Source organism: Vibrio sp. HS-50-1, from assembly GCF_024747315.1.
GTDB classification, from domain to species: domain Bacteria; phylum Pseudomonadota; class Gammaproteobacteria; order Enterobacterales; family Vibrionaceae; genus Vibrio; species Vibrio diabolicus.
In genome coordinates this window covers 1088971-1102454 of record NZ_JAMPZF010000048.1, presented here as the reverse complement: position 1 = coordinate 1102454, position 13484 = coordinate 1088971, and the positions used below count along the sequence as shown (strand labels likewise).

At 46.9% G+C, this 13484-nt stretch carries 11 protein-coding genes; 9 read left to right on the top strand and 2 right to left on the bottom strand.

The features are described 5' to 3' along the window. Positions 1-391 precede the first annotated feature (391 nt). Together NDJ01_RS24160 and NDJ01_RS24155 are read left to right on the top strand one after the other, a co-directional pair. On the top strand, positions 392-1495 hold the full coding sequence (locus tag NDJ01_RS24160; protein ID WP_258587521.1) for an NADH:flavin oxidoreductase: 1104 nt from the start codon (positions 392-394) through the stop codon (positions 1493-1495). Positions 1496-2022: 527 nt separating this feature from the next. Beyond that, complete coding sequence (locus NDJ01_RS24155; RefSeq protein ID WP_258587520.1) at positions 2023-3408, top strand: FAD-binding oxidoreductase; 1386 nt, start codon at positions 2023-2025, stop codon at positions 3406-3408. Positions 3409-3513: 105 nt separating this feature from the next. Here NDJ01_RS24155 and NDJ01_RS24150 read toward each other — a convergent pair whose 3' ends face one another. Then, on the bottom strand, positions 3514-4404 hold the full coding sequence (locus tag NDJ01_RS24150; protein ID WP_258587519.1) for a LysR family transcriptional regulator: 891 nt from the start codon (positions 4402-4404) through the stop codon (positions 3514-3516). A 155-nt stretch (positions 4405-4559) separates the two neighbouring features. Between NDJ01_RS24150 and NDJ01_RS24145 the strand changes: the two genes are divergently transcribed. From NDJ01_RS24145 to NDJ01_RS24115, 7 genes are all read left to right on the top strand, one after another. Continuing rightward, positions 4560-4958, top strand: a complete 399-nt coding sequence (locus NDJ01_RS24145; protein WP_005375789.1) for a RidA family protein — start codon at positions 4560-4562, stop codon at positions 4956-4958. A 73-nt stretch (positions 4959-5031) separates the two neighbouring features. After that, positions 5032-6492: an aldehyde dehydrogenase family protein gene (locus NDJ01_RS24140; RefSeq protein WP_258587518.1), complete on the top strand. Its 1461-nt coding sequence runs from the start codon at positions 5032-5034 to the stop codon at positions 6490-6492. A 69-nt stretch (positions 6493-6561) separates the two neighbouring features. Further along, positions 6562-7551, top strand: coding sequence for a membrane dipeptidase (locus NDJ01_RS24135; RefSeq protein WP_006742451.1), 990 nt, complete (start codon positions 6562-6564; stop codon positions 7549-7551). 109 nt (positions 7552-7660) lie between these two features. After that, on the top strand, positions 7661-9262 hold the full coding sequence (locus NDJ01_RS24130; RefSeq protein WP_253657991.1) for a BCCT family transporter: 1602 nt from the start codon (positions 7661-7663) through the stop codon (positions 9260-9262). Positions 9263-9363: 101 nt separating this feature from the next. Next, the gene (locus NDJ01_RS24125; protein WP_258587517.1) at positions 9364-11100 is read left to right on the top strand and encodes a hypothetical protein; all 1737 of its coding nucleotides are present in this window, start codon (positions 9364-9366) and stop codon (positions 11098-11100) included. Beyond that, positions 11097-11828, top strand: a complete 732-nt coding sequence (locus NDJ01_RS24120; protein WP_258587516.1) for a DUF3726 domain-containing protein — start codon at positions 11097-11099, stop codon at positions 11826-11828. The genes NDJ01_RS24125 and NDJ01_RS24120 overlap by 4 nt, the downstream gene beginning before the upstream one ends. A 143-nt stretch (positions 11829-11971) precedes the next feature. Continuing rightward, positions 11972-12349: a nuclear transport factor 2 family protein gene (locus NDJ01_RS24115; protein WP_031777276.1), complete on the top strand. Its 378-nt coding sequence runs from the start codon at positions 11972-11974 to the stop codon at positions 12347-12349. An 82-nt stretch (positions 12350-12431) separates the two neighbouring features. On the opposite strand, the gene NDJ01_RS24110 is transcribed toward NDJ01_RS24115, so the two are convergent. Next, on the bottom strand, positions 12432-13427 hold the full coding sequence (locus NDJ01_RS24110; protein ID WP_258587515.1) for an ABC transporter substrate-binding protein: 996 nt from the start codon (positions 13425-13427) through the stop codon (positions 12432-12434). Positions 13428-13484 lie beyond the last annotated feature (57 nt).

The window sequence follows — 13484 nt, the reverse complement described above, 5'->3', positions numbered from 1 at the left end:
AAATTCAATATCGATAGTTTGTAATGTAAACATTTTGGGGGGGGAGTGCTAGTTCCCATGGCAGCATACAAACTAACAATGTGAATTTTTGAGTTGAATCACCAGCTAGCGAAATACAAAAGTTTTACGACTGAAAGTGGGTGAGGAAGCATCTTAACTCCAGTGAAATGAACACGATTAAGAATCATCCTTTTACATAATCTAAAAACTCACTAAACCTTAACCCAGATTAAAGTTTTGTCGTCTCCGAGGCATTAAGGTGCGCCTGTAGTTTGCAGGTCTCACGGATTCAGAGAAGGAACAGCCATACGTTGGGTATCGCTGTTCCTTTTTTGTTCTTGGTTACTTGGGAAAAGATAGAACCATAAAGACAACATTAAGAGGACTGGTTTTGAGCATTTTGTTTTCCGAAGCCCGCATTGGCAACATGACCCTAAAGAACCGTTTTGTGCGCAGCGCAACGTGGGAGAACATGGCGACCGAAGATGGCCACATGACGGATAAGCTTTACGATATTTACGAAGAGTTGGCGAAAGGTGAAGTGGGTCTAATTGTTACTGGTTATGCCAATATCGTGGAAGAAGAGAAACCCAACGCTGGGATGATGGGGATCTACAACGACTCTTTTATTGAAGAATACAAAAAGCTAACAGAGCTAGTACATCAACACGATTCTAAAATCGTAATGCAAATTGCTTACGGTGGCACCAAAACCACCTACAACGTCGGTGAGCGTGTCATCTTCGCTCCGAGTGACGTGCCTGAGCGTGGCACGAATACGCAAGGCAAAGCGATGACAAAAGACGAAATTGACTACATCGTAAAGGCATTCGCATTGGCGAGTAAACGTGCTCAAGACGCTGGTTTTGACGGCGTAGAGATACATGCGGCACACACTTACTTAATTAACCAGTTTTTAAGCCCGTACTATAATCGTCGCGAAGACGAATACGGTGGTAGCTTAGAAAATCGCATGCGTTTCCTTTTAGAAATTTTTTCTGAAAGCAGAAAGCTGGTTGGGAATACTTTCCCAATCCTTGTGAAGCTTACCGCGACAGAATTCTTTGACGGCGGTTTAACGTTCGATGAAACTCGCGTCGTTTGTAAGAAACTCGAAGAAGTGGGCGTTGATGCGATCATCGTGTCTGGCAATATTCACGGCAAAGCAAACGAGCTTGTTGGTGAAACGTTCGATGGTTACACACTACAAGAAGAAGGCTATTTTCACGAATATGGACATGTGATCAGTCAAGATGTGAGCGTCCCGGTGATTACTGTCGGCGGATTGAGTGACATTGATGCGATTGAGAAAATTGTAGAAAACACAGATATCCAATTTTTCGCTGTGTCACGTCCTTTATTGGCTGAGCCTCAGTTAATAAAGCGCTGGAAAGAGGGTAATCGAGCGCCAGTGGATTGCGAGCGCTGCTCAAAATGCCGAACCAAACGTGGTAACTTTTGCGTGGTGTATAAGAACCGAAATCGTCGTAAATAACCCACCTAAAGTGGCGGTATGTCATTGATAAATAGCGCAATAGTCTTCTAAAGCACTAAGAAGGCTATTCAATTTAATTCAATATCACTGCCTCTAACGGCTATTCACTATTCGCAGTCCGAAATATGTTTATAATCCTATTTAATTGATAAATAAAGGTAATATAACTAATTATTAAAAATATTAATTATAAGACAAAGTTTCATATCTGAAACTAAATTGCATTCTAAACTTACAATGAACTTATTAATAATTAGGTGCGAGTGTCACACAGGGTAAAGAATACAGAAGGTGTTTTGAGGTGCGGTATCATTGCGATAACTATCTGATTTTTATAACTGTGTTTCAGCTTTATCGAACCCAAGAGAGTAAGGGAATTTGTGACCCTACGGTATCGTTACTGTGGGGCCTTGTTTATTTTCTGAAAATAGCTACTCAAACGTCACGTTTAATTGTGAGGGACTTGTATTAGCTTGTCGTTGCATTGTGCTTTGCAAGCCTCATGTAAAACGTGAGAGGCAACTAATATGAATAGTCTAGAAAATGCAACCATTGAACACTTTAAAAATCAATTTCAGGGTGATGTTGTTTTGCCCGGAGATCCTACGTACGACGAAGTTCGTCAAATCTGGAATGGCATGATAGATCGCAGTCCCGGTGTTATCGCTCGCTGCAAGTCTGCCGATGATGTCGTGATGGCGGTTAACTTTGCTCGGGATAACAATCAGCTACTTTCGGTCCGAGGTGGTGGGCATAATATTGCGGGCAATGCGGTTTGCGATCATGGTGTGATGATCGACTTGTCACTTTTGAATCATGTTCAAGTGGATGAAAGCGAAAGAAGGGCTTTCGTTGAACCTGGCTGTACGTTGGCTGATGTCGATGAGGCCACACAAAAATATGGATTAGCAACGCCTGTCGGCATTAATTCAACCACGGGAATTGCGGGGTTAACGCTTGGTGGTGGTTTTGGTTGGTTGAGCCGAAAATATGGTATGACGATAGACAACTTGGTCTCTGCAAATGTCGTAACTGCAGATGGTCGTCAACTGCTCGCGAATGAGACAGAAAATGCTGATTTGTTCTGGGCGTTACGTGGGGGCGGCGGTAACTTTGGTATCGTTACGCGTTTTGAATTCCAGCTACATCCTGTCGGTCCAGAGGTGTTAAGTGGTCTCATTGTCTTTCCATTTGAGCGAGCGAAATCCATTATCACCCAGTTTGCGAAATTCACTGAGTCGGCCCCTGATGATCTAAGTGTCTGGATGGTGAGTCGGAAAGCGCCGCCACTCCCATTTTTACCTGAAAGCGTTCACGGTAAAGAAGTGGTTGTGCTCGCGATATGTTATGCGGGTGACCCGGCTGAAGGTGAGAAGTTAATTGCACCGTTGAGAGAGTTTGGTGATGCACATGGTGAGCATGTTGGTGTACAGCCATTTGCGGCGTGGCAGCAAGCGTTTGATCCATTGCTTACTCCGGGCGCACGTAACTATTGGAAATCGCACAATTTTAACTCGCTAAGCGAAGGTGTGATTGATGCAGCGATAGAATACGCAGGTAAGTTACCATCGCCTCAGTGTGAGATTTTTATCGCCTCTCTTGGCTGCGCTGCCTCTAGACCTGAGCCTGAGTCTATGGCTTATTCTAGCCGTGATGCAAACTATGTATTAAATGTGCATGGAAGATGGGATTTAGCAGAAGATGATGAAGCTTGCATCAACTGGGCAAGGGAATTTTTTGCCAAGACTAAGCCCTATGCAAGTGGCGGAGCGTATATCAATTTCCTTACACAAGACGAAGCTGAACGTACAGAGTCTGCCTACGGTCCAACCTTTGCGCGTTTACAAGAAGTGAAGAAGAAGTTTGATCCAAATAATTTGTTCAGAATGAATCAGAATATCAAGCCAGAATAAGTGCAATAAGAGCCTCGTCATTTCATATGACCGGATCTGTCACTTAATATCAAATAACAGTGGCTCTAAAATCTAATGGAGCCACTGTTAGCTAAAACCTTCGAACTACGTTTCTTCATCTTGATAGTTTAGATAACGTACACACAAATCATGAAACGCTTTAGCTTGAGGCGAGATCGTGCGGTCAGTCAACGTAAAGATACCAATTTGCCTTTCAAGCGGTGGATCGATAAGTGGGATCCAAACCAAGCGTGTTTCATTGGTTGGGAAAGCAAGCTTAGGTAGGGTCGTGACACCAATCCCAAGTTCTAAGACAGAAAACAGCGAAGTGATATTCTCGACCGAATAGAGCGCTTGCTCACTCAGTGCTCTGGCTGGGGTTGGATCGAGAAGCGTACAGGTGCCGTTGCGAATGAAAGGTTGTTCGAGCAAAGTTTGCCACTCGATTCCCTCTGTTTGATTGGCAATCGGGTTATCTTTTAAACACACCACGCCAATGGGGTCGGACAACAGCGGCGTAAAGTCAATACCGCCTTCATCGAGGTGAGAGGGGTTACCGAGCGCCAAGTCGACTTCACCAGAGAGTAAGCGAGCCTCGACACCTGCCGCGTTATCGTCGATCAAGCTTACTTCTACATTTGGATACTGTTCGCAGAAGGCAGCCAACACGCTCGGGATGAGTTTCGCTGCAACAGAAGGAACGCTCGCAATTCGCACTCTCCCTTGCTGTCCGGCCGCGGCAGCTTTGAGATCGTTGTCCAGCGCACTGTAGATATTGAGAAACTGAACCACCTTGGGCAAACAAATCTCACCAAAAGGCGTTAATTTGGTTTTGTTGCCGGGCTCAAACAGCGTTTGTCCTAGCATTTTCTCTAGCTCTTTTATCGACGTGGAGAGCGCAGCCTGAGATCGATTTGCACGATGTGAAGCGGCTCGAAACCCACCTTCCTCGACTACCATCACAAAATGCATTAATTGTTGAAGCTTAATACTCATCCCTAATGCCTCTTAATCCCTTTATTTACGTTATTCTCAATGAGGTGATAAGTTTTATTTATCAAATGTAAAAAATTTACCGTTAGATTTATCGCCTGTCAATGTGCATCATTTAACCATATTGAAACAAAGCTGTTACAAAGGTTGAAAGGCACGTGAATACTCCTACTAAAAAACACCCAGTTAAAACCAGTCTATTTGCTTCTAAAGCGCCGCTTGAATGGGCGATAGTCAACAACGGAACCCTGTATACGGCTCAAATTCCTATTGATGACACAGGTGCGGTTGTGGAAGGCGGCATCGAAGCACAAACACGTCAAACCTTTAACAATCTCATTCACACCCTGGAGTGTGCAGGGGAGTCTTTGGACTCGGTGTTGCAGGTCCTGATTTATGTGACCGACAGAGAATACTTAAAGACCGTTAACCAAGTGTACGCGGAATATTTTGAAGCGCCGTACCCAAATCGCGCCGCCATGGTGGTTGCAGGGTTAGCGCGAGAAGAGATGTTGGTGGAGTTTGTCGTCTACGCGTCGGCAAGCCAACCAGAATAAATCCAATAAGAACAATTAGAGATCAGTGAGTGGGTGGCTTGCCATCACAAATCGGAAGAACAAGGAAAGAACCATGACTTTTATTAACAATGTTCAAGCAGAAAAATCCCTCTATATAGCGGGTGAGTGGCAATCGGGCATGGACACCATCGCCAATATTAACCCTTCTGATATCAGCGAAAACATTGGCGATTTCGCACAAGCGAGTGTGTCGCAAGTAGAGCAAGCGATTCAAGCGGCTAAATCAGCGCAGCCAGAGTGGGAAAAAACACCAATCGAGCGCAAACAAGTAGTGTTACAAGCGATTGGTGATGAGCTCATTGCACGATGTGACGAATTGGGCACCTTGCTTTCGCGTGAAGAAGGTAAGCCATTTGCTGAAGGTCGAGGTGAGATTTACCGTGCTGGCCAATTCTTCCAATACTTTGCTGCTGAGGTTCTGCGTCAAATTGGCGATAACGCTGCTTCCGTCCGTCCAGGTGTCTCCGTTGAAGTTACGCGCGAAGCCGTCGGCGTTATCGCCATTATCTCTCCTTGGAACTTCCCAACAGCAACAGCGGCTTGGAAAATCGCGCCAGCACTTGCGTTTGGCAACAGCGTCGTCTGGAAGCCTGCCAACCTAACCCCAGCAAGTGCCGTTGCGCTGACAGAGATTATCCATCGCCAAGGTTTACCTGCTGGCACGTTTAACCTCGTTTTGGGTAGCGGTTCGCAAGTAGGTAATACCCTTATCAATTCGAAGGATGTGAACGGCGTGAGCTTCACTGGGTCTGTGGACACAGGCCGTAAAGTTGCAGCGGCTACGGCACCAAACTTTGTACGTTGTCAGCTAGAGATGGGCAGCAAAAACGCGCTCGTAGTGGCAGATGATGCAGACATTCAAATTGCCGTTGAAGCCACAATCGCAGGCTCATTCTCGGGTGCAGGTCAAAAATGTACCGCGTCTTCTCGTCTTGTGGTTATGGACGGAATTCACGACGCGTATGTTGAAGCGTTAATCAAACGCATGAGCGAATTAAAAGTGGGTCACGCACTGGAAGAGGGCGTATTCATGGGTCCTGTTGTTGATGGTAACCAGCTGAATGCGAACTTTGAGTGGATCGAAAACGCTCGTCAAGCGGGCGCAGAGCTGGCTTTTGGTGGCGAGCGTCTGAGCCTAGAGCATGACGGGTACTACATGTCACCAACCCTGTTCTTGAACACACAAAACAGCTGGGAAGTGAACCAAGAAGAAGTCTTTGCACCAATGGCAAGCGTGATTCGCGTTTCTGATCTGGATGAGGCGATTGCGGTCGCGAACGATACGCGCTTTGGCCTGACAGGCGGCATTATCACGCAAAGCCTGCGCAATAGCGCGATCTTCAAACAGCAAGTCCAAACGGGCTGCGTCATGGTTAACTTGCCAACCGCGGGTACGGATTATCACGTCCCATTTGGTGGCCGTAAAGAATCTAGCTTTGGTCCTCGTGAGCAAGGTCAGTACGCCAAAGAGTTCTACACCGTGGTGAAAACCGCTTATCAGCGCCCTTACTAAGAACAGCAGGGTAGCTGATGGTGTCAGTTACCCGCACTGAAAGGCTAAGAAATTGTTTAAGGAGTGGTTATGTACCAACAACGGATTGTGATTGACGGATTGCAGTACTGCAATTGGGATCGAGAGTATTTCCAAACGCTTAAGGCGAGTGGCATTACGGCCGTTCATGCCACCATCGTCTACCACGAAACTGCGCGCGAAACCTTAACGCGTTTTGCTGAATGGAACTTGCGCTTCGAGCAAAATGCGGATCTGATCATGCCTATTTATTCAATGGCAGATGTAGAAAAAGCCAAAGCAGAAGGCAAAGTCGGCATCTTCTTCGGCGCGCAGAATTGCTCGCCAATCGATGATGAAATTGGCCTGATTGAAGTGATGCGCCGCCAAGGTCTGCTGATCATGCAACTGACCTACAACAACCAAAGCTTACTGGCGACAGGTTGTTACGAACAAAACGATTCCGGCGTAACTCGCTTTGGTAAGCAAGCGATTGAAGAGATGAACCGAGTTGGGATGATCATTGATATGTCCCACAGCGCGGAGCGTTCAACGTTGGAAGCTATCGAGCTCTCTTCGCGTCCAATTTGTATCAGCCATGCTAACCCGACATTTGCGCATGACGCACTGCGCAACAAGTCCAACACCGTGATCAAAGCATTGACGGAGCGCGGCGGTTTGATCGGATTCAGTTTATATCCGTTCCATTTACCAAATGGCAGTCAGTGCACGCTGGATGATTTCTGCCAGATGGTTGCGAAAACCGCAGACATGTTTGGCGTTGACCATTTAGGTATCGGTAGCGATCTGTGCCTAAACCAGCCGCAACAAGTGTTGGAGTGGATGCGCAACGGTCGTTGGTCAAAAGCGATGGATTACGGCGAAGGTTCAGCAAGTAACTCGGGATGGCCAGATGCGCTGCCATGGTTCTGCGGCAGTGCAGGGATGGAGAACATCTACAACGGATTAATGCGTCACGGATTCAGTGAATCTGAGGCAGGAAAAATATTGGGTGAAAACTGGTTCAACTTCCTCAAAGAAGGATTAGAGCCTATTTCATAGTACTCCCAAAATTAGGTACCGCCTGCCTACATAACAACAATACGGCAGGCGTAAAACTCACATTTGTAGCCAGTCTTTGGCAGCTGCAAAGAACCTCTGGAGCCAGAGTATGTCTGATTTAACCAATAGCATGAAAGCTTCCACGATGAGCGTGTCATCGGGCAAGTCAAAAGCAACACACAACACATCAACAACAGAAAACACGACGGACAAATTAGGACTGAATAACCCGGCCTTTTGGTATAGCGGTGGTTTTATCGCGTTGTTCGTTGCTATTGCACTTTATGACGGCGAGTTGTTATCTACGATCGTTAACGCCGGCTTTGGCTGGGCAGTTCAGGTGTTTGGTCCTTACTGGCAGTTACTGCTGCTTCTCACTTTTCTTATTGGTCTTGGCTTGGCTGCAGGGCGAACAGGCAAGGTGATGTTGGGCGGGATTGCGAAACCAGAAATGGATTCTTTCCGCTGGATGGCGATTATTTTCTGTACCTTATTGGCTGGTGGTGGTGTTTTCTGGGCCGCGGCTGAGCCTATCGCGCATTACGTTAGCCCACCCCCGTTGTACGGTGCGCAAGATAACCCGCAGCAAGGTGCGGTGAATGCGTTGTCGCAATCCTTTATGCACTGGGGCTTTCTGGCTTGGGCGATTGTAGGTAGCTTAACTTCCATCGTGGTGATGCACCTGCATTACGACAAAGGCTTACCGCTAAAACCCCGTATTTTGCTTTATCCAGTCTTGGGCGAACGAGCGCTTAAAGGCCAGCTCGGTGCATTGATTGACGCATGCTGCATTATCGCGGTAGCCGCGGGCACCATTGGTCCAATTGGGTTTCTGGGCTTGCAGGTTAGCTACGCGTTAAATGCATTGTTTGATATTCCTGATGGCTTTACGACTCAGCTTATCATCATCTTGTTTGCGATTGCGCTTTACACCTTGTCAGCACTCAGTGGATTAAGCCGAGGCATGCAACTGCTTAGTCGTTACAACGTGATTCTGGCAATGGCATTGATGGTTTACATCCTGTTTTTTGGTCCTACGAATTTTATCTTTAACGGATACATTCAAGGGGTCGGAAGCATGTTGGATAACTTTATCCCAATGGCGACCTATCGCGGTGACGAAGGTTGGCTAAGTTGGTGGACAGTATTTTTCTGGGGCTGGTTCCTTGGTTATGGTCCGATGATGGCAATCTTTATTGCGCGTATTTCCCGTGGTCGCACTATTCGCCAAGTTATTTCCACCATCAGCATTGTGGCTCCGCTCACCACCTGTTTTTGGTTCACGATTGTAGGCGGCTCTGGCCTAGCGTTTGAAATTACTGAACCGGGTAGTGTGAGTGCGGCGTTTGAAGGCTTTAACTTGCCAGGTGCTTTGCTTGCGGTGACTCAGCAACTACCAATGCCAATGCTGACTTCAATTCTATTTCTGATTTTAACCACGATCTTCATCGTCACGACGGGCGACTCAATGACCTACACCATCAGTGTTGTGATCAGTGGTGAAACGGAGCCGAATGCGATCATCCGTACCTTCTGGGGCGTAATGATGGGTGTGACAGCTCTGATCCTGATTTCGCTTGGCTCTGGCGGCATCTCTGCACTGCAATCTTTCATTGTGATTACCGCGGTTCCGGTTTCGCTGATTCTGTTGCCGTCACTTTGGAATGCACCGCAAATCGCAATCAAAATGGCGAAAGAGCAAGGGCTATAACAATTATCTAACTAAAACAACGTGGAGCTTGTGCGGGTGTTTTCCTCCTACATCCGCACAAACCCTAGTATTCTTACAATAACAAATAGGTGGTGAGCAAAATGGATGCACATCGTTCTACTTATACGGAAGCAACTATGCGCGACGCAGCGATTGTCATGGCAGCCGAAAGGCTTGGCGCAATGCACCAAAACCGAATCAGCTTTGTTCGTAGCCTGATTCGTAATATGGCAAGCCAAAACTGGCAAGTAACCAAGCATGAGTGGCAACTTTGTCCGCGTGGTTATGGTCACGTTATTTACAAGTTGACCACGCCAGAGCACGTTTATCATTTGGTGGTGTTCTGTGATGAAATTACTGATGACGAGCGTAATGACCGCGTCATTGCTGAAAAGTGGGACGTCACATTCGCACTGGTTCAAGGCGATGTTGATGTTACTTTGTTGGGAAGATTGCGAGCAAATGTACCGCTGCAAGAAGCGGGACGCAATCCGAATAACGTGCTTGTTCTGGCTCGCGCAAACAAAAGCGTGCGTGTGTTTGAACACATTGTTAGCGCCCTTTCTCAAGGCAAGCAGCCCGAGCCAAAAGAGCTGGCGGAAGTGGGTTATATCCTGCGTACCACAGCTGTGTATGGGAACGGCAAGTTTGGCATCGCCGATTTCAAACTGCTAGAGAACAACTCAGATTTCAGCCAGTCTTTTAGTGCGCAAATGTGCGCGGTATATATGTTGCGTGAATTCAGCTTGGATTGGGTGCACTACCTAGCACTTCAGCAAGGTGGCGATAACGCGGTGGCTTTGCATCGTGGCTTGCAGCGCTACCTTGGTGTCGGCAATGCTACTGGCTTAGGCATGGCTCCATACTTGATTAATCACCCGTGCATCGTTGACCAATGGATGACCTCTCGCGAGCGTGCGGTAGCGCGAGTCTTTGCGATGCCGTGTAAAGCGTCGTTCCATGCTCCTTTGCAAGGATTGCTGCAAAAAGCACAGCGTCATTTAGAGCAAGTCATCACCATCAATGAACATCAAGACAGGCTCAATCATCAAGCGATAGCAGACATCAAACAACTGCTATCGGAGCTAACAACGTTAATGGCATTACATCCGAACTGGGCGAGTTTGGTCGAGCATAAGAAAACAATGAGTGTGGAAGCCCAAGAAATCCTCACCTCTTGCTTGATCGAACTCTACCCATCTTTAGTGGATGAATTTGCTAGCCAAATGAATACGGATGAAACGTTATCTATTCCGGGCGGGAAAAAGATCCAAGATTTACTGGAAGTGTTGCAAAGCAAATACCGCTGGGCGATTGATACGGATTACTCACTAGCCGAGAACAACTACTGGTTCTGGTATCGCTCACAAGACAAAGAAGAGCCAAGGCTTGGTGTTCGTGGGGAAGAGGCAGGAGAAGAAAAAGAGCTGCCGCTTGATATCGGCAGACAAGTGAATCGCTTGTACCACGCTTTGCTTGGTTGTGATGAAGAAATGTCCGTAGCAGAGTTTCTGTTGCAAAATCCGACTTACCGTTCGATCACACGTCGCGTATGGACGTTAGGCAACCGAGCAATGGGTGATATTCAAATGAACGTGCTGCGCCAAGATGCACTGCCAATGCACTTATTGCGTTGTAAGTTGGCGATCTTTGGTGCGACTAAGTTTGATCCGCGCTCGGATCGTTGGGTTCGAGTAACTTTCTTCCAGGGCGCGCCGCTGTTAGATGAAATTCACGATCCTAAACTGGCGGACACATGGATTTTCCCAAGCATGCCGGAACGAGAAGAAATTGCGCAAAGTGACAATCTAAAAATCAACGGAGGATTTGCATTATGATCGTCTCTCACAACGAATTGGTGGCCGCGGTTAATAAGGCATTTCTTGGCATGCGCCGTCACTGTGGTGAGGCGGATGTCATTGCGAACATGGTGGCGGACTTGCAAATGGTTGGTCTGCACGGGGTGCGTCACTTTAATAACGCCAGCCTGTTTCTTGGGTTAGATTCGGACTGCGCGGTGTCGGTGACCAACAACACGTCAGCGAGTATCGAGATGGATTTGCACAATGGCAGTGTGGCGTGCCACTTACCCGCCGTGTTGGATTTCGCACTTGAGAAAATGATCAACAGTAAGTCGATTACTATCAAGTTGAAACAGTGTCATAACCGTTGGCTAGGTTTTAGTGAGTTGTTGAAGCTCTCTGCAAAAGGCATTGCGTGCCGTGCACAATGGGTCAATGGGTCTAGTCCAAAACGAACGCTTTATGTGTTAAATCGTGGACGAATCGCGCCAGAAGTCTTTTTCTCGGATCAGTTTGATGGGCATGATACGGATTTGCATAGTATGGTTATCGAACTCTCTGTGAACGATTTCGATATCGAGAAAAGCGCACAGGGATACACCATTCACATTGAAGGCGATGAGTTAAGCAACACGCAACAAGCCTCTTGGCAAAATGGTATTTTTGTCGAAGACCAAGAGTGGGAAACACTGAAACAAACCGCAACCGCGTTGCTAGTGGAGAATAGTGAGCGTTCCATGCAGGGCGCTGGTGGTGTGCTTTAAGCTCTGAAGGGACAGTGATTCCAAGTTTCAAGTGATGAAGGCTGCGGTTTAGCGGCCTTTTTTGTGCGCGATGTTCGGTCACTTCTTAGGTTCTAAGGCTATGATTATCGTTAAATACCAAGTAGAGCGACATAAGGAAGAAAATGGACCTGCAAGAGAACAAAAGAAATGCCATTGCGTTTTACGAAACCGCCTATCGGGGTAACCCAAGAAAGGCGGTTGAAGACTACGTTGGCGATGAATACATCCAGCACAATCCATTAGTTGGAAATGGCCCCGAGGCTTTTATCGAGTATTTTGAGCGGATGCAAAACGAGTATCCCGATAAAGATATTACGTTTGTGCGAGCCATTGCTGAAGGGAATTTGGTGGCACTACACACTCACCAAACATGGCCTAATGATATTGAATACGTGACGATGGATTTCTTTCGTTTTGATCATAATGGGAAAATCGTCGAACATTGGGACGCTCTGCAAGAGATTCCTAAAGAAACATTGAATGGTCACACCATGTATTAACGAATCGTTGACGAGTCTCCCATGCCGTTTATTCAAACGGTATGGGAGGTTAAACGATTTGTAGCACTCTAAGCATTAATCATCAAAGCGCTTTTTCGATTATCACCGCGACGTCTTCAGATACCCAACCTTTCCATAAGTCAGGGTAGGTATTAAAGAAGTAAAACATCGCTTCTTCACCATCCGCGTAGTTATCTTCCATCCAGGCCAGCATTTCACTCATTTCCTCGTTGGTAAATCCGCGTTTCTGCAAGTACGCGAATGCTTGGGGTTCTTTGTTCGCAAATGCCTCAGTTGTTACTGTGCGAACTGGAGAAGGTGGGTACATTGTTACTTTTGGTGAAGCGCAATCAGGTTGGGTGGTACAGTTGCGATACTCTTCCAAATCTGTTCCGCTACCAAAATCCACTTTGACCATATCATACTTGCCCAATACGGGTGTTGGTGACCAGTAGTAACCAAACCAAGGCATTTTGCGATCATAGGCTTTGGCGATGGTGCCAGCTAATGCTGCGCCAGAGCCTGGGTCAACCATCTCAAAGCCGTGCTCACTTAACCCTAATGCATTAAATAAGTGACCGGAGGTGATTTGGCATGTCCAACCAGCAGGGCAGCTATAAAAGGCGAACTTGTCATCATCCTCAGGGTGTTCAAACAGCTTGGCGTGTTTAATGACGCCTTCTATCGTCGCGAGCTCTGGATACTGTTTTACCAGATAGGCGGGAACCCAAAACCCTTCTTCACCGCCATTGACAAGCGACTCACCAGCGATACGCAAGCGTTTATCCGCAATCCCTTTATCAAGTGCTTCTTTAATACCGTTTGTCCATAACTCTGGTGCAACGTCAGGCTGCCCCTTTTCAATCATAGAGGTGCCTGTAGGAACGCTATCACCAGGGATCAATTCCGCATCGCACTGGTAGCCTTCATTTAAGACAAATTGGTCGATGTGCGCCATTAAGCTGGCCGAATTCCAATTCATATCCGCGATGGTTATTTTTCCACATTCATCCGCATTTGCATGAGTTGATAATGCTGATAGCAGCAGAACAGAGAGCATTGAAGGTGTCGTCTTCATGTGACTGAATTTCCTTGTCGTTGTCATTTACTTCAGTATATACATCGGTTTACAAAG

Coding starts and splice junctions, on each gene's coding strand:
- NDJ01_RS24155 (WP_258587520.1), top strand. CDS start 2,023: ATGAATAGTCTAGAAAATGCAACCATTGAACACTTTAAAAATCAATTT.
- NDJ01_RS24150 (WP_258587519.1), bottom strand. CDS start 4,404: ATGAGTATTAAGCTTCAACAATTAATGCATTTTGTGATGGTAGTCGAG.
- NDJ01_RS24140 (WP_258587518.1), top strand. CDS start 5,032: ATGACTTTTATTAACAATGTTCAAGCAGAAAAATCCCTCTATATAGCG.
- NDJ01_RS24135 (WP_006742451.1), top strand. CDS start 6,562: ATGTACCAACAACGGATTGTGATTGACGGATTGCAGTACTGCAATTGG.
- NDJ01_RS24130 (WP_253657991.1), top strand. CDS start 7,661: ATGTCTGATTTAACCAATAGCATGAAAGCTTCCACGATGAGCGTGTCA.
- NDJ01_RS24125 (WP_258587517.1), top strand. CDS start 9,364: ATGGATGCACATCGTTCTACTTATACGGAAGCAACTATGCGCGACGCA.
- NDJ01_RS24120 (WP_258587516.1), top strand. CDS start 11,097: ATGATCGTCTCTCACAACGAATTGGTGGCCGCGGTTAATAAGGCATTT.
- NDJ01_RS24115 (WP_031777276.1), top strand. CDS start 11,972: ATGGACCTGCAAGAGAACAAAAGAAATGCCATTGCGTTTTACGAAACC.
- NDJ01_RS24110 (WP_258587515.1), bottom strand. CDS start 13,427: ATGAAGACGACACCTTCAATGCTCTCTGTTCTGCTGCTATCAGCATTA.